At 34.6% G+C, this 25,091-nt stretch carries 22 protein-coding genes; 15 read left to right on the top strand and 7 right to left on the bottom strand.

Translation table 11 applies throughout. From position 1 onward, the window contains the following. Nucleotides 1-193 precede the first annotated feature (193 nt). From CKV65_RS09110 to CKV65_RS09135, 6 genes are all read left to right on the top strand, one after another. Complete coding sequence (locus CKV65_RS09110; protein ID WP_027889019.1) at nucleotides 194-937, top strand: DeoR/GlpR family DNA-binding transcription regulator; 744 nt, start codon at nucleotides 194-196, stop codon at nucleotides 935-937. Beyond that, nucleotides 938-1,846, top strand: a complete 909-nt coding sequence (gene pfkB / locus CKV65_RS09115; protein WP_027889020.1) for a 1-phosphofructokinase — start codon at nucleotides 938-940, stop codon at nucleotides 1,844-1,846. 18 nt (nucleotides 1,847-1,864) lie between these two features. After that, nucleotides 1,865-3,796 carry a PTS fructose transporter subunit IIABC gene (locus CKV65_RS09120; RefSeq protein WP_027889021.1) on the top strand — a complete coding sequence of 644 codons (1,932 nt, stop codon included), beginning with the start codon at nucleotides 1,865-1,867 and terminating at the stop codon, nucleotides 3,794-3,796. A 360-nt stretch (nucleotides 3,797-4,156) separates the two neighbouring features. Then, nucleotides 4,157-4,498, top strand: coding sequence for an STAS domain-containing protein (locus CKV65_RS09125; RefSeq protein WP_027889022.1), 342 nt, complete (start codon nucleotides 4,157-4,159; stop codon nucleotides 4,496-4,498). A gap of 18 nt (nucleotides 4,499-4,516) precedes the next feature. After that, nucleotides 4,517-6,613 carry a glycogen debranching protein GlgX gene (glgX, locus tag CKV65_RS09130; protein WP_027889023.1) on the top strand — a complete coding sequence of 699 codons (2,097 nt, stop codon included), beginning with the start codon at nucleotides 4,517-4,519 and terminating at the stop codon, nucleotides 6,611-6,613. A 20-nt stretch (nucleotides 6,614-6,633) separates the two neighbouring features. Continuing rightward, nucleotides 6,634-7,008: a desulfoferrodoxin family protein gene (locus CKV65_RS09135; RefSeq protein ID WP_027889024.1), complete on the top strand. Its 375-nt coding sequence runs from the start codon at nucleotides 6,634-6,636 to the stop codon at nucleotides 7,006-7,008. 42 nt (nucleotides 7,009-7,050) lie between these two features. Here CKV65_RS09135 and CKV65_RS09140 read toward each other — a convergent pair whose 3' ends face one another. The 3 genes from CKV65_RS09140 to CKV65_RS09150 all read right to left on the bottom strand — a co-directional run bounded on the left by CKV65_RS09140 (nucleotide 7,051) and on the right by CKV65_RS09150 (nucleotide 9,969). After that, a complete protein-coding gene (locus CKV65_RS09140; RefSeq protein WP_027889025.1) occupies nucleotides 7,051-7,998 on the bottom strand; it encodes a D-2-hydroxyacid dehydrogenase in 948 nt (315 codons plus the stop codon). Nucleotides 7,999-8,011: 13 nt separating this feature from the next. Next, complete coding sequence (locus CKV65_RS09145) at nucleotides 8,012-9,298, bottom strand: M18 family aminopeptidase (RefSeq protein WP_027889026.1); 1,287 nt, start codon at nucleotides 9,296-9,298, stop codon at nucleotides 8,012-8,014. Between the two features lie 125 nt (nucleotides 9,299-9,423). After that, a complete protein-coding gene (locus tag CKV65_RS09150) occupies nucleotides 9,424-9,969 on the bottom strand; it encodes an NADH peroxidase (RefSeq protein WP_027889027.1) in 546 nt (181 codons plus the stop codon). Nucleotides 9,970-10,335: 366 nt separating this feature from the next. Here CKV65_RS09150 and agaF point away from each other — a divergent pair, with 366 nt between their 5' ends. The 9 genes from agaF to CKV65_RS09195 all read left to right on the top strand — a co-directional run bounded on the left by agaF (nucleotide 10,336) and on the right by CKV65_RS09195 (nucleotide 21,610). Further along, entirely contained in the window at nucleotides 10,336-10,770 is a 435-nt protein-coding gene (agaF, locus tag CKV65_RS09155) for a PTS galactosamine/N-acetylgalactosamine transporter subunit IIA (protein ID WP_051177510.1), read from the top strand. Further along, on the top strand, nucleotides 10,763-11,917 hold the full coding sequence (nagA, locus tag CKV65_RS09160) for an N-acetylglucosamine-6-phosphate deacetylase (protein ID WP_027889028.1): 1,155 nt from the start codon (nucleotides 10,763-10,765) through the stop codon (nucleotides 11,915-11,917). Before agaF ends, nagA begins: the two co-directional genes overlap by 8 nt. Nucleotides 11,918-12,047: 130 nt before the next feature. Continuing rightward, the gene (locus CKV65_RS09165) at nucleotides 12,048-12,998 is read left to right on the top strand and encodes a YybS family protein (RefSeq protein WP_027889029.1); all 951 of its coding nucleotides are present in this window, start codon (nucleotides 12,048-12,050) and stop codon (nucleotides 12,996-12,998) included. Nucleotides 12,999-13,009: 11 nt separating this feature from the next. Then, nucleotides 13,010-15,022, top strand: coding sequence for a DHH family phosphoesterase (locus CKV65_RS09170; protein ID WP_027889030.1), 2,013 nt, complete (start codon nucleotides 13,010-13,012; stop codon nucleotides 15,020-15,022). Then, nucleotides 14,994-15,437 (top strand): 50S ribosomal protein L9, encoded by a 444-nt coding sequence (rplI, locus tag CKV65_RS09175; protein WP_027889031.1) that lies wholly within the window; start codon nucleotides 14,994-14,996, stop codon nucleotides 15,435-15,437. Before CKV65_RS09170 ends, rplI begins: the two co-directional genes overlap by 29 nt. Before the next feature lie 11 nt (nucleotides 15,438-15,448). Further along, nucleotides 15,449-17,407, top strand: coding sequence for a Lon family ATP-dependent protease (gene lonC / locus CKV65_RS09180; protein ID WP_027889032.1), 1,959 nt, complete (start codon nucleotides 15,449-15,451; stop codon nucleotides 17,405-17,407). Between the two features lie 26 nt (nucleotides 17,408-17,433). Next, on the top strand, nucleotides 17,434-18,774 hold the full coding sequence (gene dnaB / locus CKV65_RS09185) for a replicative DNA helicase (protein WP_027889033.1): 1,341 nt from the start codon (nucleotides 17,434-17,436) through the stop codon (nucleotides 18,772-18,774). Nucleotides 18,775-18,996: 222 nt separating this feature from the next. Continuing rightward, entirely contained in the window at nucleotides 18,997-20,292 is a 1,296-nt protein-coding gene (gene purB / locus CKV65_RS09190; RefSeq protein ID WP_027889034.1) for an adenylosuccinate lyase, read from the top strand. A 34-nt stretch (nucleotides 20,293-20,326) separates the two neighbouring features. Then, the gene (locus CKV65_RS09195; RefSeq protein WP_027889035.1) at nucleotides 20,327-21,610 is read left to right on the top strand and encodes an adenylosuccinate synthase; all 1,284 of its coding nucleotides are present in this window, start codon (nucleotides 20,327-20,329) and stop codon (nucleotides 21,608-21,610) included. A 139-nt stretch (nucleotides 21,611-21,749) separates the two neighbouring features. Here CKV65_RS09195 and CKV65_RS09200 read toward each other — a convergent pair whose 3' ends face one another. From CKV65_RS09200 to CKV65_RS09215, 4 genes are all read right to left on the bottom strand, one after another. Then, nucleotides 21,750-22,424, bottom strand: coding sequence for a YczE/YyaS/YitT family protein (locus CKV65_RS09200; protein WP_027889036.1), 675 nt, complete (start codon nucleotides 22,422-22,424; stop codon nucleotides 21,750-21,752). Nucleotides 22,425-22,634: 210 nt separating this feature from the next. After that, nucleotides 22,635-23,762: a DUF362 domain-containing protein gene (locus CKV65_RS09205; RefSeq protein WP_027889037.1), complete on the bottom strand. Its 1,128-nt coding sequence runs from the start codon at nucleotides 23,760-23,762 to the stop codon at nucleotides 22,635-22,637. A gap of 190 nt (nucleotides 23,763-23,952) precedes the next feature. Further along, nucleotides 23,953-24,384 (bottom strand): flavodoxin, encoded by a 432-nt coding sequence (locus CKV65_RS09210; protein ID WP_027889038.1) that lies wholly within the window; start codon nucleotides 24,382-24,384, stop codon nucleotides 23,953-23,955. Nucleotides 24,385-24,399: 15 nt separating this feature from the next. Then, nucleotides 24,400-24,969, bottom strand: coding sequence for a DUF3793 family protein (locus CKV65_RS09215; protein WP_027889039.1), 570 nt, complete (start codon nucleotides 24,967-24,969; stop codon nucleotides 24,400-24,402). Nucleotides 24,970-25,091: the final 122 nt, after the last annotated feature.

Genomic DNA, 25,091 nt, shown 5'->3' on the forward strand with positions numbered 1-25,091 from the left:
AAAAAAACCTCTTTCCCTAAAAGTTACCTAAAAATATCGTTATTAATATTATATCATTAATATTTTAAATTTATAAAGTTCATAATTTGACCGACTTTGAATTAGTTTTCTATGAAAATTGCAAATATATTGCAATTTATGATTGACTTTAACTGTTTTTGAATGATATAATGCAAGTAGAGAGGTGAGATAAATGCTAACACAAGATCGTCATTCCACTATTTTAAATTTATTAAAGAAACAGTCCAGTGTAACATTAGCGGAATTAACTACATTACTTAACACCTCCGAATCTACTATACGACGCGATTTAACAGCACTTGACAAAGCCGGTAAATTGCGCAAAGTTTATGGCGGAGCTACTAGCTTAGATTTCTATACATCTACAGAAAAAGATATCCAAACTAAACATGATTTACAAATAACAGAAAAAAACTTAATTGCAAAAAAAGCAGCTAGTTTGATTGAAGAACATGATTTAGTTTATCTTGATGCTGGCACAACGACAGAACTCATTGTTAATTATCTTACACAGTACAATGCTACATATGTAACGAATGGTATTTCCCATGCCAATAAATTATCTGAACGCGGTTTTAAATCCATAATCATTGGTGGACAATTAAAAAAATCCACTGGAGCTGTCATCGGCACAGTGGCAATCGAAAATTTGAAACCGTACAATTTTACTAAAGGATTTTTCGGCACTAATGGTATAAGTACACAAGCAGGTTTTTCTACACCAGACCCAGTAGAAGCTTGTGTGAAAAAGACAGCTATGAAGCATTGTCAAAAGGCTTTTGTTGTGGCTGACTCTACAAAATTTGACCAAATAACTCCAATAACATTTGCAGATTTAGAAAATGCCACAATTATTACTGATATCTTAAAGGATAAAAGATATTTAGATTTTACAAATATTTTGGAGGTGCTCTAAATGATTTATACTGTAACATTCAATCCAGCAATCGATTACATTGTTCGCATGGATAAATTCGTTGCTGGAGCAACTAATCGCGTAAACTATGAACAAGTTTTAGGCGGAGGCAAAGGTATTAATGTTTCTATCGTATTAAAAAATCTCGGCCTTGACAGCACTGCTTTAGGCTTCATCTCTGGTTTTACTGGTAAAGAAATCATTCGTCAACTTCATGGCTTTGGTTGCCAAAGTGATTTTATTGAACTGCCTAATGGATTTTCTCGCATAAACGTAAAAATCAAAACAGCAGAACAAGAAACAGAAGTAAATGGTCAAGGACCAGATATTCCACAAGAAGCTATTGATGAGCTCTTTGCAAAATTGGATAAATTGACTGCTGGCGATACACTCGTTTTAGCTGGTAGTATTCCAAAAAGTCTTCCTGATGATATTTACGAAAAAATCATGGCAAAATTAGAAAACCGTGGTATAAATATCGTTGTAGATGCTACAAAAAATCTTTTACTTAATGTATTAAAATATCATCCATTCTTAATCAAACCTAATAATCATGAATTAGCTGAAATGTTCAACGTAACACTCAATAGTCATGATGATATTATTTTCTATGCTAAAAAATTACAGGAATTAGGCGCTAAAAACGTACTTATTTCTATGGGTAAAGATGGAGCAATTTTAGTAGACCAAAATGGTTCCACAATCCATTCTCCTGTACCAAAAGGCAAACTTGTAAATTCCATCGGTGCTGGCGACTCTATGGTAGCTGGTTTCTTGACTGGATATTATGAAACAGGTGACTTTAAACGTGCCTTCTACATGGGTGTAGCAACAGGTTCTGCTTCCGCATTTTCTGAAAACCTTGCTACTCGTCCTGAAGTAGAAGCACTTTTAAAAACTTTAATTTAATATAAAGGAGATTTAATTATGAAAATTACCGACATCTTAAAACCAGTCAGTATAAAATTAAATGTTGCTCCACCAAAAAGCAAAGTTGAAGCAATTAATATATTAGCTGACTTAATGGAAAAAGGTGGCAATCTCAATAATAAAGAAGAATACGTTAAAGCTGTAATCGCTCGTGAAGAATCTGGTTCCACAGGTTTAGGCGATGGCATCGCTACACCTCATGCTAAAAGTAGTGCAGTTCGCGAAGCCGGACTTGCTGCTATGGTTGTTCCTGATGGTATGGATTTTGAAGCATTAGACGGCAATCCATCTCGCTTATTCTTCATGATTGCTGCACCAGATAGTGCTAGCGATTTACACGTTCAACTTTTAAGTAAACTCGCTATGATGGTAATGGACCCTGATTTTAAAGAAGCTCTTATCAATGCAAAAACCGTTGATGAATTCTTAAAACTCATAAACGAAAAAGAAGAAGGTAAAACTTCTGAAGAAGAAGATAGTTCCACTACTGAAGAAACTCCAGCTGCAGCTCCATCACAAGAAACAAAAACTCAAGATGGCTATGAAATTTTAGCTGTAACAGCTTGCCCTACTGGTATTGCTCATACTTATATGGCTGCTGAATCATTAGAACAGCATGCTAAACGCAAAAATATTTCCATTAAAGTAGAAACAAACGGTGCTGGCGGTAGAAAAAATGTTCTCACTGACGAAGAAATTGCTAATGCAAAATGTATCATCGTTGCAGCCGACAAAAATGTACCAATGTCCCGTTTTAACGGCAAACATGTCATCATAACTAAAGTTGCTAACGGTATCAACAAAGCTGATGAACTCTTAGATAAAGCAATGGCACAAGATGCACCAATTTATCATCATTCTGGAGATGATGGTGATAGCAGTTCTTCTTCCACTGAAAATGAAAGTATCGGTCGTCAAATCTATAAACACTTAATGAATGGTGTATCCCATATGCTTCCATTCGTTGTTGGTGGCGGTATCTTAATCGCTATTGCATTCTTAGTCGATGTATATGACCCAGCCAATCCATCAAACTTTGGTTCTAATACTCCTCTTGCTGCTTTCTTTAAAAATGTTGGCGGTGTTTCCTTCGGATTTATGCTTCCTGTACTTGCTGGTTTCATCGGTATGAGTATTGCTGACCGCCCAGGTCTTGTCGCTGGTTTCGTTGGTGGTGCTATGGCAAACACTGGCGGTTCTGGTTTCTTAGGTGCTCTCATCGCTGGTTTTGCTGCAGGTTATATCATCATTGGTCTCAGAAAAGTATTAAGCGTACTTCCAGCATCTCTTGATGGTATTAAAAACATTCTCTTATATCCTTTACTCGGTGTATTCTTAATGGGTGTAGCTATTACATTCATTATCAATCCTCCTGTAAGTGCTATTAACACATGGCTTGTTGAAACATTAAAAGGCATGGACCCTAGCAGCCGTATCTTAATCGGTGCAGTTGTAGGTGGCATGATGTCCATCGATATGGGTGGCCCATTCAACAAAGCAGCTTATGTAACAGGTACAGCACTTCTTGCTGATGGTGAATTTGGCGTTATGGCTTCTGTTATGGCTGGTGGTATGGTTCCTCCTATCGCTATTGCTCTTTGTACTACATTCTTCGGTAACCGCTTCACTGAAGCTGAAAGAAAATCTGGTCCTACTAACTATATAATGGGCTTATCCTTCATCACAGAAGGTGCTATCCCATTTGCTGCTGCTGACCCAGCTCGCGTTATACCATCCTGCGTTATTGGTTCTGCTATAACTGGTGCATTATCAATGGCATTTGAATGTACATTACGTGCACCTCATGGTGGTATTTTCGTAGTACCAACAATTGGCAATCCTTTAATGTATTTAGTAGCAATTGCTGTTGGTGCTGTTGTAAGTATGCTCTTACTTGCTATTTTGAAAAAACCATTAAAAAATAAATGATAGTAGTATATAATAAATGCAGGTTTTTTAAGCCTGCATTTATTTTTTTATACCTATACAATATATAAATTTATTCATCTTGAAAAAATACGCAATCTCTTATAAAATGGTATTAGAGATTATCATTGTACCAATTCATTTTAACTTAATAATATATATAGTTCATCAGTAGCAGTGATAATAATTTTATCCTTTCCATCATAGTTAAAATTTATATTTTAATAATTTTTTACTATTTTAAAATTATATTATAATCTTTAATTACAATCGAATAAATTCTAATTACAATTTTATACTATCATTTTATTTATTAAACTTTTTATTATCATATAAACTAATTTAATGGAGGTAGTTGTTATTTTGGAAATTCGCATCACAAAAAATGATAATCTTAACGTTATTTCTTTAAACGGAAAGCTTGATGTATTCGGTTCGGAACAAGCAAAAAAAGAAATATTAGATAAAATGACTACTCAAGAAAACATTATTATTGACATGTCTCATTGTAATTATATTTCCAACTACGGCTTATATTTATTATCTGTTATTGCCGATAAAGCTAAATTATTAAATATAAATGCTATTTTTGTTTCTATTACTGATAAAATATCAGAAATATTCTATTTAACAGGCTTCACTGATACAATCACACTTGCACCAACAGTAGAAGATGCTATTAAAGAATACGCTCTGGTATCTTAAAAATAACGAGGTGTAAACATGCCCTTAGATGTACTGCCTACTGATACGTATCAACAATTTAAAATTAGACGTGGTTTTTTCCGTCTAAACGGTTCTACTATTTTACCTGGCGGTGTAAATTTTTCAATCTATTCTTCTGGCGCAACCAGTTGTGAACTTATTCTCTTTAAAAATAATGCTAAAGAGCCCTTTGCTACTATCCCATTTCCCCCAAATTATCGTTTGGGCAATGTATTTGCTATGATTGTATTCGATTTAGATTATGAAAATATCGAATACGGTTTTCGTATTGATGGCAAATACAATATCCGTAAAGGAGATATTTATGATAAAAGTAAAATACTCCTTGACCCTTACGCTAAAATGGTATCAGGACGCAATGAATGGGGCGTTTTGCCAGATAAAAATAATATTTTTCAATATCGTTCTAAAGTTGCAATCAATGATTTTGAACTAGAAACCGATCCACCTATTACAACCGCGCAAAATGACCTTATAATTTATGAGGCTCATTTGCGTGGTTTTACACAGCATAAAAGTTCTGGTGTCAAACATCGTGGAACATATGCAGGCTTTATTGAAAAAATTCCTTATTTAAAAGAATTAGGCGTTAATGCTGTTGAATTTTTACCAATCTTTGAATTTGATGAAAATGAAGATGTTATAAATAATACAGTACGCTATGATAGTAAAGGGAACCGTTTATTAAATTATTGGGGATATAATCCGATTTCTTTCTTTGCTCCTAAAGCTAGTTATGCTGCCAGTGGCAAATATTCTATGCAAATTTATGAATTAAAAAACCTCATAAAAGAACTTCACAAAAACGAAATTCGTGTTATTTTGGATGTTGTTTTTAACCATACTGCTGAAGGCGATAAAAGAGGTCCTTATATTTCTTATAAAGGCATAGATAATAAAGCTTACTATATACTAGGACCAAATGGCGAATACTACAATTTCAGTGGTTGTGGCAATACTTTAAATTGTAACAATCCAATTGTTCGTCAAATGATTCTAAATTGCTTACGTCATTGGATATCTGAATACCACATTGACGGTTTTAGATTTGACCTTGCCTCTATATTAGGACGAAACCAAGACGGTTCACCAATGAGTAATCCTCCACTTTTAGAGCTTTTAGCTTATGACCCATTGCTTAACAATACTTTATTAATTGCTGAAGCCTGGGATGCTGGAGGACTGTATCAAGTAGGCACATTCCCGTCATATGGACGTTGGGCTGAATGGAACGGTCACTATCGTGATGACGTCCGCCATTTTCTACGAGGCGATTTAGGCTATGCAAAAGCATTTACGGCTCGTCTTACCGGTTCTGAAGATATTTATAATCCGGCATATCGAGGTCATTATGCTTCCATAAATTTTGTTACCTGTCATGATGGTTTTACACTGTGGGATTTATTTTCTTACAATGAAAAACATAATGAAGAAAACGGCTGGAATAACACAGATGGTACAAATGATAATATTAGTTGGAATTGTGGCGAAGAAGGCGCAACTTCTAACGTCGAAATATTAAAACTGCGTCGTAAAATGGTTCGTAATGCAGCAGCTATTTTACTTTGCAGCATAGGAACTCCAATGATTTTAGCCGGAGATGAATTCTGTAATTCACAATTTGGCAATAACAATGCTTACTGTCAAGACAACGAAATTTCTTGGCTTGATTGGTCTTTATTAGAAAAGAATAAATCTATATTTGAGTTCTATAAAAGCTTAATCGCATTTCGTAAACAACATCCTGTATTCTCGCGTAGCTGTGAAGAAACACCAAAAGATTATCCAGCTGTAAGTTTACATGGTGTAGAACCTTGGAATTTCGATTATTCTTATACAAACAGAATTGTATGTGTTTTATTGACTGGTAAGACACGTGATGGACGAGATGATTTCATTTATATTTGCGTTAATTCTCATTGGGAAAATCATCGTCTCCACCTTCCGGCACTTCCTGATAATCATCCATGGAAACTCGTCATCAACACTGATTTTGAAGACAAATCCTTTATTGATGAAAATGAACGTCCCGATGTTTATCATATTGGCATTATACCGCCTCGCTCAGTATTGGTATATAATGCTATAATTTAATAACATAAAGGTGAAAGCTTATGTCACAAAAATTTTATATCTGTTCCCATTGCGGTAACATCATTGCTTTTGCAAAAAACAAAGGTGTTCCAGTTTTCTGCTGTGGTGAAAAAATGACAGAAATCATCCCTGGAACTAGTGATGCTGCCGTAGAAAAACACGTTCCTGTTATCGAACAAGAAGGCAATATCGTTACTGTTACAGTTGGCTCTGTAGAACATCCAATGGTGCCAGAACACTATATTGAATGGATTTCATTAGAAACAACTATGGGCAATCAGCGCAAATTACTTGCACCAAACAAGGCTCCCAAAGCTCAATTTGCTTTGCTCGATGGAGAACAAGTAGTAGCAGCTTATGCTTACTGCAATCTCCACAGTCTCTGGAAATCTTAAAAAAAAGTACGTTTCCTATTAAATAATAGGAAACGTATTTTTTTATTTCTTATATCCTGTTGTAAAATCCACTTGATTAATTAAATCTTTTCCAGTTAACAAACGACTTAAATTTTCTTTAGCAATATTTACAATATTATCGTGCGTAGCTGCTAAATGATATTGTCCTGCTGTATGCGGTGTGATATGAATATTTTCAACCTGCCACATACGACTTTCTTTTGGCAAAGGCTCTATTTCTGTAACGTCAACAGCAGCTCCTGCTAAATGACCACTTTCTACCGCTTCAATCAAATCATCTTCTACTACAGCATTTCCACGACCTGCATTAACAAAAAAAGCTTTATCTTTCATTAAAGCAAATTTGTCTTTATCGAATAAATGGTAGGTTGCTTTAGTACCTGGCAAAATATTTACAACTACATCCACTTTAGGCAAATATTCTTTGAGATTATCTAAAGTTCCAAGTTCATCTACATACTCAGGTTTATCGATAATACGCCTTTTTATACCAATAACTCTTGCCCCTAAAGCTTTTACTTTTTTAGCAAAATTGCCACCGATATCACCTAAACCTACAACTAATATCACAGAATTACAAATAGATGTTACCTCGCCTTCATCATGCCATAAATTCTGCTTTTGATTATCATGATATTTATATAATTTCTTCTGCATAGCCATAAGCACAGCTAACATATATTCAGATAAAGCTAATCCATAAGCACCTGTAGCATTAGTTAATACAGCATTTTTCGGAAAAATACTCTCATCACAATAGCCATCTGTTCCCGCACTATTTAATTGCAATAGCTTAAGATTAGTAGCAAATTTTAATAAATCCGTCTTTACATTGCCTATTATCACATCTGCACTAGTGACTAAATCTTTACTTGGATTTCGCTCATAAATAAAATTTTCATTTGGAAAATTCTCTTGCATAAGTTTTTTATGCTTTTGTTTAAATGGCATTACTACTAAGATATTCATATTTACCTTCCTTTCATCTAAATCCTTCAAAAAACGCTCTAACTAAAAATTCCAATGACTTTTGGTCATATTTACCCATCAGTTCCCTAGCTGAATGCATTGCCAATATCGGTACACCTATATCTAAAGTACGCATAGATAACAAAGCTGAAGCAATTGAACCTATAGTCGAACCACCAGGAATATCCGAACGATTTACATACATTTGATAATCGATTTTATATTTTTCACATAAAGCCTTTATTATCGCTATAGCTTCGGCATCACCTGCATAAGACTGACTAGCTGCCATTTTTATAGCTAAACCGTGATTTAGTATCGGTTTATTCGTCACATCATTTTTTTCTAAATAATTCGGATGAAGTGCATGTGCTACATCTATTGAAAGCATAAAGCTCTTGGCTAAATCTGCTAAAAATACTTGTCTTGAATAACCACAAGCACTGTATATGCGTTCTAACATATTTGATAATATAAGTGAAGCTCCACCTTGTTTTGTTCTACTACCCACTTCTTCATTATCAAATAAAACGACTACATCAAGACCAGATTTTCTTTTATCTGAGATAATACCTTCTACGCAAGCTTTTACAGAAGTTATATTATCCAGTCTAGGTGAAGATATAAACTCACTATTAAAACCTAAATAACATGGACTTTCTGTTTGGTAAACAGTTAAATCATAACTTAAAATCGCTTCTTTTTCACAATTTAATTGTTCTGCCAATAAATTTAACAGACAATCTTGCGCATCATCTTCATCACCTTGCATAAATGCAATCGGAAGCATCTCTTTTTGTTTGTTTAAAGCCTTACCATCATTCACATTTCTATCCATATGAATAGCTAAATTTGGTATTGTCATCAAAGGTCGCCTAAAATCAACAAACTCTACTTTAGGAGTAAAAACATCGTCTCCTTTTAAGGCAACTTTCCCAGCTAAAGAAAGCGGTCTATCGAGCCATGTATTTAAAATCATTCCGCCATAAACTTCTACATTTAATTTTCCGTATTTATCTTGAATTATCTGCGCTTTCGGTTTTATTTTTAAACAAGGAAAATCCGTATGTGATACGGCAATGCGCATACCATCACGCCTGGCTTGATGCGGTATAAAAGCAATAAGTGTAGAATCATATATTTTTACAAAATACTTTTTCTCTAACTCTATTTTCCAATCATTATCTAAACTCAACTCTTCAAAATCATTTTTTATTAAATAATCTTGTGCTGTAAACACTGTATGATATGGTGACGTTGAACTACTTATAAAATTTAATAATGAACCTGTATAACTCATAAAATCATTCCTTATCTATATTTTCATATCAAGACAATATACCATCATCTAAATTTTACTATATCTTTGTACGAAAAAAAAAGACACAATCATTCGATTGTGTCTTTTCAATCCTATCTATATAATTATTTACCGAAATAACGTTTTAAGAGGCCATTGAAACCACAGCCATGACGAGCTTCGTCTTTTGCCATTTCATGAACAGTATCATGAATTGCATCTAAGCCAAGTTCTTTAGCAAGAGTTGCAAGTTCTTTTTTACCAGCGCAAGCGCCATGTTCAGCAGCAACACGAAGTTCAAGATTTTTCTTAGTGCTATCAGTTACAACTTCACCGAGAAGTTCAGCAAATTTTGCAGCATGTTCAGCTTCTTCAAAAGCATAGCGTTTGTAAGCTTCTGCAATTTCAGGATAACCTTCACGTTCAGCAACGCGGCTCATAGCGAGGTACATACCAACTTCAGAGCATTCACCATTGAAGTTCTGCTGTAAACCTTCAACAATACGAGGGTCAACACCTTTAGCTACGCCAACACGATGTTCGTCAGCGAATACTAAATCGCCACTCTGTTCAACAAATTTAGAAGCAGGTGCTTTACAAATAGGGCACTGTTCTGGTGCACTTTCACCTTCATAAACATAACCGCAAACGCTGCAAACCCATTTTTTCATTATTAATTCCTCCAATTTATATACACATTATTTAAATGATTTGATGATATAGTATACACGCTGTATATCATCAATATTATTTCCTGTTATGGTTATATTATATGCTTATTACACTTATAAGACAAATGGTAAAAATATCAATTTTTCTTTTATTTTCTCTTAATTTCTTTTATTTTCTTCTTTTTTCTCTATTTTTTATAATTTAAAATATTTTTTTATAAAATATTTTTTGTTTTTAATAGTAATTATCGATTATTTATGTAAATTTTACAGAAACTTTCATTTTTATGCTAAATTTTATGGTAAATATGATACAATTATTACTGTAAAAAATAAAAAAAATCAAACTGTAGGAGGTTTTTCAATATGATTGGTATTATCGTTACTGGTCATGGTAGATTTGCTTCAGGATTAGCTTCTTCTATTGAAGTCATTGCTGGTAAACAAGATAAATTTGAAGCTATTGATTTTCCTGTAGGTTCTACAAACACAGACTTAGCCGAAGAATTAAAACAAGCAGTTGAACGATTGGATTGTTCTGATATAATTTTCTGCACAGATATCGCAGGTGGTACACCATTTAATCAAAGTGTAATTTTATCTACACATCTTGCAAACAGTAAAGTAATCAGTGGTACAAATATTCCTGTACTTTTAGAAGCTTTATTCAGCAGAACAAATCAAACTGCATCTAGTTTAGCTGAAATACTAGTTGATAGTCATCAATCAAGAATTCAGGTATTTCAATCTCGTTCTACACCAACTAATATTTCTAAATTAGCAGGTGGCATTGGTGAGTAAAACAGCTATCAAAGCACAAAAAATATTTACGGAAACTTCTATTGAGTTAAACAAATATCTATTGCTCGAAGATGATAAGTTTGCTGGATTTATTGATAAAAACGATATAACATCTGATATAGAAGTTAAAGATTTTCCCAATTCGTATATATTACCAGGTTTAATTGATACGCATATTCACGGAGCTGTTGGTTGCGATACAATGGATAGCACTACTAATGCCATTCAAAATATCAGTGATTATTTATTAACACAAGGAACTACTACTTGGATGCCAACAACAGTGACAGCACCTCTTTCAGATATTTATAATGCAATTACTAACATAGCTAATTGCCAAAAGACTTTAAATAGCGCTCGTATTTTAGGTATGTTCATCGAAGGTCCCTATATCACCACACAGCATAGAGGAGCTCATCCAGAAAAATTTATTCGTCCGTTAAATAAAGAAGAAATCCTTCATATGCAATCACTCGGTCCTGTAAAAACAATAATCATCGCACCTGAAAAAGAAAACGCTTTCACTTTTACAAATTGGATAACTAATAAATTAAATCTAAAAGTATCTCTTGGTCACAGCAGTGCTGATTATACAGAGGCTTGTGCTTGTTTTGATGCTGGTGCTGATGCTAGTGTACACACTTATTGCGCTATGGAACAAATGCATCATCGAAATCCTAATCTTTTGGGTGCAGCGCTCACTCGCGATGATATATATGCTGAATTAATCGCCGATGGTATACATGTATCTTTACCTGCTATAAAAATTCTTTTAAATTGTAAACCAAAAGATAAAATAATTCTTGTAAGTGATGCTATTCGTGCTACTGGCTTAAATGATGGACGCTATATGCTCGGCACATTGCCATTTAATGTAAAAAATGGAATTGCTCGCATCGATGATGGTAACCTTGCTGGCAGTACTACTACATTATTAAAAGAAATCAAACTTCTGATAGAGGATATTGGCGAAAAACCTATTAATGCAATTAATATGGCTTCGCTTAATCCTGCTAAACGATTTAACATAGATAAATACTTAGGCAGTATTAAAAAGGGCAAATATGCTGATTTCATTATTATCAATAAAAATTATGAAGTTGAACAAACTTGGTTAAATGGTAAATGTATTTTTACCAAAAAATAGCAAAAGCATTTCCTTAATTTGTTTTAGGGAAATGCTTTTTTATATATGCTATATACTTTGCAGTAAACAAGATTTTATATTATAATTAAATATTAGATTTTTCGATTTTTATTTATGAAAGGATTTTATAATGACACATAATAAGCTACGACCTTTGACTGAAAGTAGCCTACTTACTGCCATAACTGTAATTATTGCAATAGCTGGTCTGTACATTCCTTTTGTAATTTTATTTTGGACTTTGCCAATTACAATAATTACTGCTAAACATCACCTTAAATACGGTTTAGCCAGCGTTTTAATATCAGGTATAATACTTTGTTTATTTTTAACACCTGTTACGGCTCTTCCGTTAATTTTTTCATCTACTCCTTTAGCTTTGACTTTAGGTATTGGTTTTAAATTAAAATGGTCAGCTGTAAAAATATTTGTCAGCAGTTTTATTGCCTCATTAATCGGCACAGCTTTATTTTTGATACTTACATTTTATTTAACAGGTATCAATATTTTTGTGGAACAATTGGAATCCTTTAAAACGGCTATGCTAGATACGAACGATATGTTCTCTTCTATGGGAGTAACCTCCGAAGCAATGATAGATGCTAATAGACAGAGTCAACATATCATTGAAACATTAGCTCTTGTTTTACCTATGTTATTTGTTTTCAATGCTTTGTTAAAATTAGTTATTAATTACATGGCTAGTTCTTTCCTTTTAAAAAGATTAGGCACTACTGATATTAACACTCTACCACCATTTACCCTATGGCATTTTCCCAAAATATTCATCTATATTTATGCCTTTTCATTAATTGGTATGTATTGGGGTTCTACGCGTGATATCAGTCTTTTATATCAAATTTCTTTAAATACTTATCTATGTGCTAATGTTATTGGTTTAATTCAAGGATTATCTGTTATCCGCTTTTTCTATAAACTTAAGAAATGGCCTACTGCTGTATGGATTTTTATCATTGTAATGGTTTGTCTAAATATGATAATAGCTCAAATCGTTGCACTTGCAGGATTTTTCGATATGATAGTCGACTATCGTAAAAAAATCAAAACTGACCGCAATTAGGAGGCTTCTTCATGATTAGCAAATTATCCGTTTGGATAGATATTTGTATAACAATGATAGCATCTTTAGGTTTATTAATCGTATTATTGCAATATAACTGGTATATCTTTGGCGGAGGAGTCGTTTTATGGATATGCCTAATGTTATATCTTAAAGAACGCTGCATTGAACGCCGTCGAACATTAAAAAAATACTATGAAAATATCATAAAAAATGTAAACGAACTTTCTAATTTTGCTTTAGAAAGACTACCTCAAGTTATTATAGTCATCAACAAAGAATCTCGTATTGAATGGTATAATCATGAATTTGAACGCTGGTTCAAGACTACACCTCAAATAGGTTCTTTTATTTATAATGTTTGGCCTAATATGCCTATTGATAAATTTTGGGGACGCGATGGCTCCTGCGTATTTTCTCAAGATAATAAATTTTATTGGATAACACATCGTCCCGTAATAAAAAACGCTGAAAATACCGAATTCATGGCACTTTATATCTATGATGTAACAGAATATGAACATTTTAAATTAGATACAGCCATGCGTACACTTGTATTTGGTTACATCCAAATTGATAACTATGATGATGTTATGCAAGGATTAAGCGAAGCCCAACGTACTTCTATTTTATTTGAAGTCAACAATCAATTAGATAAATGGGCACATAATCTCGGCATTTTACTGCGCCGTCTTTCTGACGATATGTACATTGTCATGATGGAACGCCATGCACTCGATTTGGCTATCAGTGAAAAATTTGATATTCTCGATAAAATTCGCAATTTACATGGCGATAATAAGTATCCAATAACGCTCAGTATTGGTCTTGTACAAAGTCGTCCCAAAATGTCCATGGAAGCACTCGGTTCTCTTGCTCAATCTCATCTTGATTTAGCTTTAGGCCGTGGAGGCGACCAAGTTGCTGTAGACTTAGATGGCAAAGTTCAATTTTTTGGTGGTAAAGCTAAAGCTGTTGAAAAACATACACGCGTTAAAGCGCGTGTTGTTGCTCATGCTATTTATGAACGCATGGAAAACTCTGACCTCGTCTTTGTCATGGGTCATCATAATGAAGATTTTGACAGCCTCGGTGCTGCTATCGGTGTTGCTCATATGGCACGCCAACTCGGAAAACCTGTTTATATCATCTTAAGTGATATGAATGAAGGTGTAGACAAATTAATCAATCTATGCAAAACTGAAAAAGTCTTTGAAAATTTATTTATAACGACAAAAGAAGCATTGGCTATGACAGCTCTAAATCCAGTATTATTTGTAGTCGATACACATATACCGTATTTGGTAGCAGGAGCAGATTTATTATCTTCTATTAATAATGTCATCGTCATAGACCATCATCGTCGTTCTGAAAATGTAATTAAAAACGCTCTATTAATTTATATCGAACCATATTCTTCATCTACAAGTGAATTAATCACTGAACTTTTGATGTACTTTAATGAAAATGTACATCTTTCACGCTTAGAAGCAACCGCCCTTTATTCTGGTATTGTCGTTGATACAAAAAATTTCCGCGTAAATACTGGTGTTCGTACATTTGATGCTGTTTCTTATCTGCGTCGCTGCGGGGCAGACCCGGAAGCAGTTCACTATTTATTCCGCACAGATTATGAAGCAAACTTAGCTGTAGGTAAAGCTATCGCTAGTTCAAGATTTTATAAAGAAGGTCTTCTTGTTGCCGTTTGTCCTGAAAATACGGCAAATATCCAAGCTACATCTGGCAAAATAGCCGATGATTTATTATGTATTGAAAATGTCCGCGTCAGCATTGTATTCTTTAAATTAAAAGATAATTTAATCGGAGTCAGTGCTCGTTCTACAGGAGAGGTAAATGTCCAAGTCATAATGGAACATTTTGGTGGCGGTGGTCATCAAAACGTAGCTGGAACACAAGTTAAAGACCGCGATTTAGACGATTTAAAAGCAGATATAGTAAATACTACTTTAAAATACATGAGAGAGGTTGACGAAAATGAAAGTAATAATGCTACAAGACCTTAAAAAAGTTGGAAAAAAAGGCGATATCGTAGAAGTAGCCGAAGGATATGGTAGAAACTTCTTAATCGCTAAAAAATATGCTGTAGAAGCAACAAAACAAAATTTAAATGAAGCTCGTGCAAAACAAAAATCTGCTGAACGCAAAAAACAGCAGGCAAATGATGAAGCTCGCCTAATGGCAGCTCAACTTTCTCAAGTAGAAATCACAATTCCTGTACGAGTTGGTGAAGGCAGTAAATTATTCGGTTCTGTAACAAGTAAAGATATTGCCAATACTTTAAAAGAACAGCACAATATCGATATTGATAAACGTAAAATCGAAGTTAGAAGTATTACTTGCTTAGGTGATTATACTGCTACAATAAAAGTTCACCCTGAAATAAGTTCTACTATAACTGTTCACGTCATTGAAAAATAAGTGAGGATATAATGAGTATTTTTTCTCGTTTTTTCAAACAAAAGAATAACAATAAACGTAAAAAGGCTGCTGTAAATATACAGCAGCCTACTATTTCCGCAAAAAAAGCGCAAAATGAACCAAAACCAATCGACCATGATATCGAAGCTTTATACTCCATATTAATAGATATGGAAGGTTCTGACCGCCTTGTTTTAAAAGCAGGTAAACTCAATGCTTTAAAATTAATGCGTTCTGATAATAGAAATGAACGCGTTTTAGCACTGCAAAAAATCATCTATGAAAATCCTACTTTAGACAAAGTTCCAACTGAAGCAGAAATCTCCGATTTAATCGCTGAAATGACAGAATACATGGCTAACCAAATGGCACGCCGTTCTTTGGAAGACCAACTAGAAAAGCGCATTGCTGCTAAAATGGAAGAAAATCATCAAGATTATATTGATGATATTCGTCAACAAATCTTAAAAGAAGAAACACACGAAGTTGATACTCCACAATCTAAAGCAAAACTGGCTGAACTTGAGGCTAAAAACAAAATTCATTTGACTAAATCTGTCATGGAACTTTTAAGACCGCAAAGTTTAGATGAAATTGTGGGACAAGAACGCGCTATTCACGCTTTAAAAGCCAAATTAAGCTCTCCATATCCACAGCATTTATTATTATACGGTCCTCCAGGTGTCGGCAAGACAACAGCTGCTCGCCTCGTATTGCAAGAAGCTTGTAAGCAAGCACATACACCATTTAAAGAAGATGCACCTTTCATTGAAACTGATGGTACAACACTTCGCTATGACCCACGTGGCATAACAAATCCACTTTTAGGTTCTGTTCATGACCCTATTTATCAAGGTGCTAGACGTGACCTTGCTGATGGCGGTATTCCAGAACCAAAACCTGGACTTGTAACAGATGCCCATGGTGGTATTTTATTCATTGATGAAATAGGCGAACTCGATGAAATGCTTCAAAATAAATTATTAAAAGTACTTGAAGATAAACGAGCATATTTTGACTCCGCTTATTACGACCCAACCGATGAAAACATTCCAACATACATCAAAAAACTGTTTGATGAAGGTGCTCCAGCTGATTTCGTATTAATCGGTGCTACGACACGTGATGCAAGCTATATAAATCCAGCACTTCGCTCACGCTGCGCTGAAATTTACTTTGAACCACTCACACCAAAACACATTCAAACTATCGTTAAAAACGCTGCTACAAAATTAAACGCTAAACTTGATGACAATGTAGCGCAATTAATCAGTGAATACACGATAGAAGGACGTAAAGCTATCAATATTTTAGCTGATGCTTATAGCAATGCCTTATCTAATAATGATGGCAATATTGATGATGTTATGATTAAAGCTGAAGATGTTTATACAGTAGCTCAAGTCAGCCGTTTATCACCATTTATCACCAAAAAAGCATCAGATAAAACAGAAGTTGGCAAGATTTTTGGCCTTGGTGTAGCTGGTTTTATCGGTTCTGTCATTGAAATAGAAGCTGTTGCATTTAAAGCGACTGAAAAAGGAAAAGGTTCTATCCGCTTTAACCAGACAGCTGGCTCTATGGCTAAGGACTCAGTATTTAATGCAGCTGCTGTTGTTCGCAAAGTAACGGGTGAAGATATTCATAATTATGACATTCATATCAATATCATAGGTGGTGGCAATATCGATGGACCTTCTGCCGGCAGTGCTATTTTAACAGCACTTGTTTCTGCCATAACCAATAGACCGATACGCCAAAATATCGCTATAACAGGTGAAATTTCCATCCAAGGCATGGTTCGTCCAGTCGGTGGAGTATTTGAAAAAGCGTATGGTGCCAGCCAAGCAGGCATAAAAACTCTTATAATTCCTGCTGAAAATGAACAAGATATACCACCTGATTTGCATGGACTTGACGTTCACACCGTAAAAACAGCACAAGAAGTACTCGATTTAGCTCTAGTTTAAACAAAAAGAAAAAGAGGTGATTAGACTTGATAGATAGAATGCCTCCGCAAAATATCGAAGCAGAACAAGCCGTTCTCGGTGCTATGCTCATCTCTAAAGAAGCGATTGCTGAAGCGGCTCAAATCCTTGGTCCGAATGATTTCTACCGTGAAGCTCATCGTATTGTATATGAAACCATGCTTGATTTATCAAATAAAAATCAAGCTGTAGATAATCTGACAGTAATTGAACAATTAAATAAATCCGCACAATTAGAAAAAGTCGGCGGTATCGCTTTTGTTACAGCATTAGCCAATACTGTTCCAACAGCTGCTAACGTAATCTTTTATGCTAAAATCGTCCGAGAAAAATCATTGATGCGCCGTCTCATAAATACAGCAACAGCCATCGCTACCATGGGATATGAAGACAGCGAAGATGCTGATGCCATCATGGATAAAGCCGAAAAAATGATTTTGGAAATCTCTTCCAATCGCAAAACAAGTGATTTCACGCCGATAAAGCAAATTGTAATTGATACATTTAGCAAAATAGAAAGCCTTTATGAATCAAAAGGCGGACTCACTGGGCTTTCTACAGGCTTTAAAGATTTAGATAAACTCACAGCTGGATTACAACCATCAGATTTAATACTCGTTGCAGCTAGACCTAGTATGGGTAAAACAGCTTTCACTTTAAATATCGCTTCCCACGTTGCCATAAAAGAAAATAAACCTGTCGCATTTTTCTCACTTGAAATGTCTAAAGAACAATTAATGCAACGTATGTTATGCGCTGAAGGTCTTGTCGAATCGCAAAGACTGCGCGTTGGCGATTTAGATGAACAGGATTGGCAAAAACTTATTGCTGCTGCCGATAAATTCTCTAAAGCACCACTTTATATTGATGATACGCCTGGTATCACAATCATGGAACTGCGCTCTAAAGCTCGCCGCCTGCAACAAGAAAAAGGTTTAAGTCTCATATTAATCGACTATCTGCAATTAATGCAGGGACGCAATAATAAGGGCGGAGATAATCGACAACAAGAAATCTCAGAAATCTCTCGTTCCTTAAAATCATTAGCTCGTGAACTCAATGTACCTGTCATTGCACTTTCTCAGCTCTCTCGTAGTGTAGAATCTCGTCAAATTAAAAAGCCAATGCTCAGTGACTTGCGTGAATCGGGCTCCCTTGAACAAGATGCCGATATCGTTATGTTCTTATATCGTGAAGACTATTATAACGCTGAAACAGAAAACAAAAATATCACAGACGTCATAATCGCTAAACACCGTAACGGTCCTGTAGATAGCATACAATTATTCTTTCATAAACAATTTACTAAATTTGCTGACCTTTTACGTACAAATGATGATAATATTTAATCGCCTATCACTTCCACTACTAATTATAAGCAGTGGAAGTTTTTTATTAATCCCTTTTGATTGACACTAAAGCCAATTAAATGCTATGATATGAAGGTAAAAGCTACATAAAGATTTTACAAATAACTCAAATGTCGAAACAATCATTCCATTTGAGTTCTTTTTGCTGTTATCAGTAGAAATTTTATAGCTGGTTTTTGAATATGAGGAGGAAATTTTTAAATGATTGAACGCTATACCAATCCTGAAATGGGAAGAATTTGGACTCTCCAACACGAATTTGAAGTAATGCTTGAAGTTGAAATTACAGCTTGTGAAGCAATGGCTGAACTTGGTCAAATTCCTGTAGAAGCTGCTAAAAACATTCGTGCTAAAGCAAAATTTGATTTAAATCGCGTTAAAGAAATTGAAAAAGTTACTAATCATGATATTATTGCATTCTTAACTAACGTTGCTGAATACGTTGGTGAAGACTCTAAATACATCCACAAAGGATTAACTTCCAGCGACGTTAAAGATACAGCGCTCGGCATTATGATGAAAAAATCCGCCGAAATCATCTTAGATGACCTCGAAAAACTTCGTGATGTTTTATTACGTCAAGCTAAAAAATATAAACATACTGTTTGCATCGGTCGTACACATGGTATCCATGCAGAACCTATGACTTTTGGTTTAAAATTTGCTTTATGGTATGATGAAGTTTGCCGTGATATCGAACGTGTAAAACGTGCTAAAGATGTTGTTGCTGTTGGTAAACTTTCCGGTGCCGTTGGTACTTATTCCAACATTGACCCTCGTATTGAAGAAATTACTTGCAAAAAACTTGGCATCACTCCTGTAAAACTTGCTACTCAAGTTATTCAGCGTGACCGTCATGCAGAATATATGACTACACTCGCTATCGTAGCTAGTACATTTGAAAAAATTGCAACTGAACTTCGCAATCTCCAACGTACAGATATTCGTGAAGCTGAAGAATACTTCCAACCAGGTCAAAAAGGTTCTTCCGCTATGCCTCATAAACGTAACCCAATCACTGGTGAACGTATCAGCGGTATGGCACGCCTTGTTCGTGGTAATGCTATTGCTGCTATGGAAGATATCACTCTTTGGCATGAACGTGATATTTCTCACTCTTCTGTTGAACGTGTAATCTTACCAGATAGCACTATCAACGTTGATTATTGCTGCCGTAAATTAACTAATCTTTTAGATAAACTCCTCGTTTATCCAGAAGCTATGATGGCAAACCTCAATAAAACAGGCGGACTTATCTTCAGTCAGCGCATCATGCTCGCTGTTGTAAGCAAAGGCGTATTACGTGAAGAGGCTTATAAATGGGTTCAAAGAAATGCTATGGCTAGATGGCTCAAAGGCGAAGATTTCCGCACAAATGTAGAAAAAGACCCAGATATTACAAAATATCTTACTAAAGAAGAAATTGACAACTGCTTTGATTATAAATGGTTCTTACGCAATGTAGATATGATTATGGCTCGTTTCGGCATTGAATAATAACTATAAAGCAAAAGAAAGGAAGTATTTTCACATGTCAACAGTCGTTGTAACCGGCACCCAATGGGGTGATGAAGGTAAAGGTAAAATCGTAGACTATTTAGCAGAAAAAGCTGATATAGTTGTACGTTATCAAGGTGGCAGTAATGCAGGTCATACTGTTTCCGTAGACGGTAAGGAATTCAAACAAAGACTCATGCCATCTGGTATGCTCTATGATAATAAAATTTGTGTCATCGCTAATGGTGTAGCTTTTGACCCTGAAGTTATTCTTCAAGAAATGGAAGCTCTTAAAAAAGACGGTTATAGTGTTGACGGACTGAGAATTTCCAATCGTGCTCATGTAGTTATGCCTTATCATCGCCTCATGGACGGACTTGAAGAAGAAAATAAAGGCGACCTTAAAATCGGTACAACAAAACGTGGCATTGGCCCATGCTATATGGACCGTGATAATCGTATCGGTATTCGCGTTTGCGACTTAATCGATAAAGAAACTTTCAGCGAAAAATTAAAAACAGCTCTCGATGTTAAAAATCGTGAACTCGTAAAACTCTATGGTAAAGAACCATTAAGCTATGAAGATATCCGCACTGAATATCTCGGCTATGCTGAAAAACTCAAAAAATATGTAATCGATACATCTGCTTTCTTAAATAAAGAAATTAAAGCAGGCAAAAAAGTAATGTTTGAAGGTGCTCAAGCTACTATGCTCGATATCGACCATGGTACTTATCCTTACGTTACAGCTTCTCATCCAACAGCTGGTGGCGTTTGCTCTGGCGCTGGTGTAGGCCCTAACAAAATCGATAAAGTAGTAGGTATCGTAAAAGCCTATTGCACTCGTGTTGGTGAAGGACCATTCCCAACTGAACAGCTCAATGAAATCGGCGATAAAATCCGTGATTGCGGTCATGAATACGGCACAGTTACAGGTCGTCCTCGTCGTACTGGCTGGCTTGATGCTTGCGTAGTTCGCTATGCAGGTTACCTCAGCGGTATTGATTACATGGCTGTTACACGTCTTGATATCCTCGATACTTTCGATGAAATCAAAATGTGCGTAGCTTATAAATACAATGGTGAAATCTTAGATGAAATGCCTGCAAGCTTAAAAGTTCTCGCTAATGTAGAACCAGTTTATGAAACATTTGCTGGTTGGAAAACAGATATCTCTGGCATTAGAAAATATGAAGATTTACCAGAAAACGCTCGTAAATATCTCGAAAGAATGGCACAGGTTACAGGTATTGACCTTGGCTTTGTTTCCGTAGGACCAAACCGTGACCAGACAATCATTCTTCATGATGTATTTTAATTAACGATATAGAAAATCCCGAAGAAAATCTTCGGGATTTTTTTATTTCTATACTATAGACAATTTCTAATAACTTATGAAAAAATCCCATAAAGCCAAAAGCTTTACAGGATTTTTTACTATAATTACAACGTAATAATTATGATTGAGTTCTCATTTTATTAATTTTACATTGCTGTCTTAATTTGTCAATTCGTTTTATTCTTATCTTTAAAAGCATATTCATAAAGAATTTTACCAACATGCCTGTAGCAAATGCTGAAACGAGCGTTCCTTCACGAATACCTTCTATAGTTCCAAAGTAATACAAAGATATCACTGCTGCAATCGCAACAAGAGACCAATCAAAAATAACTTTTATTTTACCAAAATCCAATTTCCAATGAGTAGCAATCGCATTTACTAATCCTTCACCAGGAAGCATAACGACTCTACCTAATAATTGGCAGGTAACACCTAAACCCATGAAAACACAGCCAATCAACAATACTAAAATATGTTGATAATACGCTTGTGGATGAAGCCAAGATAATATGTACATAAACAAATCGATAAATGCACAAAAAATAAATGTCATTGGTACTTGCAATATCTGTACCCATTCAAATTTACTGTGCAAAATAATCGGTTGTAAAATAAACATCAATGAACTAACTACAAAATTAAATTGCCCAACTGTAAATGGCAATGCCAAACTTAATACATATGGTACACTAGAAATTGGAGATGTGCCTAATGCTGACTTAATAATCAAAACAATCCCAAAGGACATAAACGTAAGTCCAATTAAAAAAATACCATATCTTTTTACCATGCAAATTTTCCTTTCTTTATTATATTTTACTTAACTACTTAACTATTTTAAAACTAATTTTCAATTTTTTCAATAGCCCAAAATAATTATATTCTATATATTAATAATTAAAACTTATTAATTATTATTGTTTATTTATATATATTAACTGGTACACAACATAAAAAAACAGCACTATAAAATTAGTGCTGTTTTTCATTAATTAAACGATTAAATTTTTATTAATTTATATTGGCAAGTACCCAAACCAATTTTTTCAGCATGTTCGAGACATACACGCCAGTTTGTATTTGGATGTGTATTGTGGAAATGGTCATGTTTTGCAGCTTCAAGACTATCTTTTAAGATATTGTCTGCAAGTTCAGAACCAGCGATTACTGGTGCTTCATTTACGATATCTGCACAAGCTTGGTCAATAGCAACTGGGTCAAAAGAAGCAGCCATACCGAGATTTGGTACGATTGGCATATCATTTTCACCATGACAATCACAGTTTGGTGAAACATCAGTGATGATATTGATATGGAACTGTGGTCTATCATGAAGAATTGCCATTGCATATTCCGCCATACGGCAATTCAATAAATCTTCTGCATTCCAGTTGTTAGGGCTGATAGCATCAAAATGGCATGCACCAATGCAACGACCGCAACCTACGCATTTATTTTGGTCAATAGTGCATTTTTTATCTGTGATAATTGGAGCACCATGTGCGCAAATACGTGCACAAGCACCGCAACCTACGCATTTTTCCGCATCAACAGAAGGTTTACCATCACAGTGCATTTCCATTTTACCAGCACGAGAACCGCCACCCATGCCGATATTTTTAATAGCTCCACCAAAGCCTGTCATTTCATGGCCTTTGAAATGAGATAAATCAATGATGATATCTGCATCCATGAGTGCCTGACCAACTTTAGCTTCTTTTACATATTCGCCATTTGGAACTGGTACGTATGCTTCATCTGTTCCCTTTAAACCATCTGCAATGATAATCTGACAACCTGTTGTAAATGGATTGTAACCATTTTCATAAGCAGCATCCATATGTTCAAGCGCGTTTTTTCTACGACCTACATATAAAGTATTGCAATCAGTTAAAAATGGTTTACCACCGCGCTGTTTTACTGCATCGGCTACAACTTTAGCAAAGTTTGGACGAAGATATGCTAAATTGCCTGGTTCGCCAAAATGAATTTTAATTGCGACAAATTTATTTTTGAAATCAATTTTGTCGATACCAGCTTTAACCATCAAACGATTAAGTTTCTGTAACAAATTTTCTTTACCTGGATATGCTCGCATATCGGTAAAATAAACCTCTGCTTTTTCCATGAATATCTCTCCTATTACATAACTTATACAACTTTATTTATCATAACATAAAACAAAGTCATTTTTCTATAGCCATTATATCCTATCACTTAAAGTTCACTATAAGTCAAATAAAAAAGGAATAGGTTTTTCCTATTCCCAAGACTTATATACATATTCTATTACGCACCGATTAATCTATATATTCATTTCATTTACTTTGCGCAAAGCGCATGCCAAATTCTTCAGATGAATTTAAACCATCTTCATCTGGAGCTTCATTTATTATCAAACCTTTTTCAAACAATTTAGCACCAGCATCTTTTACTTGTGCTTCCCAGCTTTCCATCCATTCACCACTGCCCCAACCATAAGAGCCAAATAAACCCACTGATTTTCCATTTAAAAATTTTTCCATTTCATCGTATGCTGGTTGAAATTCGCATTCTTCTAAGACTTCATTGCCCATAGCAGGACAACCGAGTATTATTCCATCATATTTTTCTACAGAATTTATATCAAAATCGCTAACAAAAAATAAATCACATACTGCGTTAGCTTTTTCTACACCTTTTTTAATGGCATTAGCCATAGCTTCCGTATTACCAGAACCACTCCAAAAAACAACTGCTACTTTATTCATAAAAACCTCCTAAATTCATACAGCTTTAACTAATTCTTCTATGGATTGTCCTCTCAATAAACAAGCACAATATCTATTTGAGCATTCCGCATATTTGTTAAAAAGTTCTTCAGCACGCTTCGTATCAGAATAAACCTTCCATTGCCCAGATATCTTGAAATGACGTCCACTATGCTCGATAAATCCCTTTACATCATCTAGTGGATAGCCTAAAAATATGCCTATTTCATGAGGAAAACCTTTCTGCAATGACATTCTAATCTTTAAATAGCGTAAATACTGACTTAAATATCTACAATGTTCATATCCATACGAACTTAAAAACTCTCGTATTTCCTTATTTTGTATTAATTGCTTTAAAGTATTTTTTCGATAAATAAACAGCAATAACCAATTTTCTGTTTCTGATAAAGTAAAAAAATAAATACCATTGCATTCCATACAAGTTTTATACTGATTTAAAATGCGTTGACAATTTTTTATTCTATTTTTATTAAAAGAAATTAAATTGCCTGGTTTTATTCCTTCTAGTGTTGGTGCACCATGAAAAGCTAACATCGTTTCTACATTATCATATGATTTCATAGTCCATCCCTCTTTTAATTGATAATCATTATCATATTTGTAATTATATAATAAATGAGACACATTTTCAATAAAAATTTTTATAAAATTAATATATAATAAAAAGTAGCTAAAATCTTATC

The organism is Megamonas hypermegale, assembly GCF_900187035.1.
In the GTDB taxonomy this organism is placed as follows: Bacteria; Bacillota; Negativicutes; order Selenomonadales; family Selenomonadaceae; genus Megamonas; species Megamonas hypermegale.

What these genes read in the sequence shown, in the direction of transcription:
- CKV65_RS09110 (WP_027889019.1), top strand. Translation starts at nt 194, where the DNA reads ATGCTAACACAAGATCGTCATTCCACTATTTTAAATTTATTAAAGAAA.
- pfkB (WP_027889020.1), top strand. Translation starts at nt 938, where the DNA reads ATGATTTATACTGTAACATTCAATCCAGCAATCGATTACATTGTTCGC.
- CKV65_RS09120 (WP_027889021.1), top strand. Translation starts at nt 1,865, where the DNA reads ATGAAAATTACCGACATCTTAAAACCAGTCAGTATAAAATTAAATGTT.
- glgX (WP_027889023.1), top strand. Translation starts at nt 4,517, where the DNA reads ATGCCCTTAGATGTACTGCCTACTGATACGTATCAACAATTTAAAATT.
- CKV65_RS09135 (WP_027889024.1), top strand. Translation starts at nt 6,634, where the DNA reads ATGTCACAAAAATTTTATATCTGTTCCCATTGCGGTAACATCATTGCT.
- CKV65_RS09140 (WP_027889025.1), bottom strand. Translation starts at nt 7,998, where the DNA reads ATGAATATCTTAGTAGTAATGCCATTTAAACAAAAGCATAAAAAACTT.
- CKV65_RS09145 (WP_027889026.1), bottom strand. Translation starts at nt 9,298, where the DNA reads ATGAGTTATACAGGTTCATTATTAAATTTTATAAGTAGTTCAACGTCA.
- CKV65_RS09150 (WP_027889027.1), bottom strand. Translation starts at nt 9,969, where the DNA reads ATGAAAAAATGGGTTTGCAGCGTTTGCGGTTATGTTTATGAAGGTGAA.
- agaF (WP_051177510.1), top strand. Translation starts at nt 10,336, where the DNA reads ATGATTGGTATTATCGTTACTGGTCATGGTAGATTTGCTTCAGGATTA.
- CKV65_RS09165 (WP_027889029.1), top strand. Translation starts at nt 12,048, where the DNA reads ATGACACATAATAAGCTACGACCTTTGACTGAAAGTAGCCTACTTACT.
- CKV65_RS09170 (WP_027889030.1), top strand. Translation starts at nt 13,010, where the DNA reads ATGATTAGCAAATTATCCGTTTGGATAGATATTTGTATAACAATGATA.
- rplI (WP_027889031.1), top strand. Translation starts at nt 14,994, where the DNA reads ATGAAAGTAATAATGCTACAAGACCTTAAAAAAGTTGGAAAAAAAGGC.
- lonC (WP_027889032.1), top strand. Translation starts at nt 15,449, where the DNA reads ATGAGTATTTTTTCTCGTTTTTTCAAACAAAAGAATAACAATAAACGT.
- purB (WP_027889034.1), top strand. Translation starts at nt 18,997, where the DNA reads ATGATTGAACGCTATACCAATCCTGAAATGGGAAGAATTTGGACTCTC.
- CKV65_RS09195 (WP_027889035.1), top strand. Translation starts at nt 20,327, where the DNA reads ATGTCAACAGTCGTTGTAACCGGCACCCAATGGGGTGATGAAGGTAAA.
- CKV65_RS09200 (WP_027889036.1), bottom strand. Translation starts at nt 22,424, where the DNA reads ATGGTAAAAAGATATGGTATTTTTTTAATTGGACTTACGTTTATGTCC.
- CKV65_RS09205 (WP_027889037.1), bottom strand. Translation starts at nt 23,762, where the DNA reads ATGGAAAAAGCAGAGGTTTATTTTACCGATATGCGAGCATATCCAGGT.
- CKV65_RS09210 (WP_027889038.1), bottom strand. Translation starts at nt 24,384, where the DNA reads ATGAATAAAGTAGCAGTTGTTTTTTGGAGTGGTTCTGGTAATACGGAA.
- CKV65_RS09215 (WP_027889039.1), bottom strand. Translation starts at nt 24,969, where the DNA reads ATGAAATCATATGATAATGTAGAAACGATGTTAGCTTTTCATGGTGCA.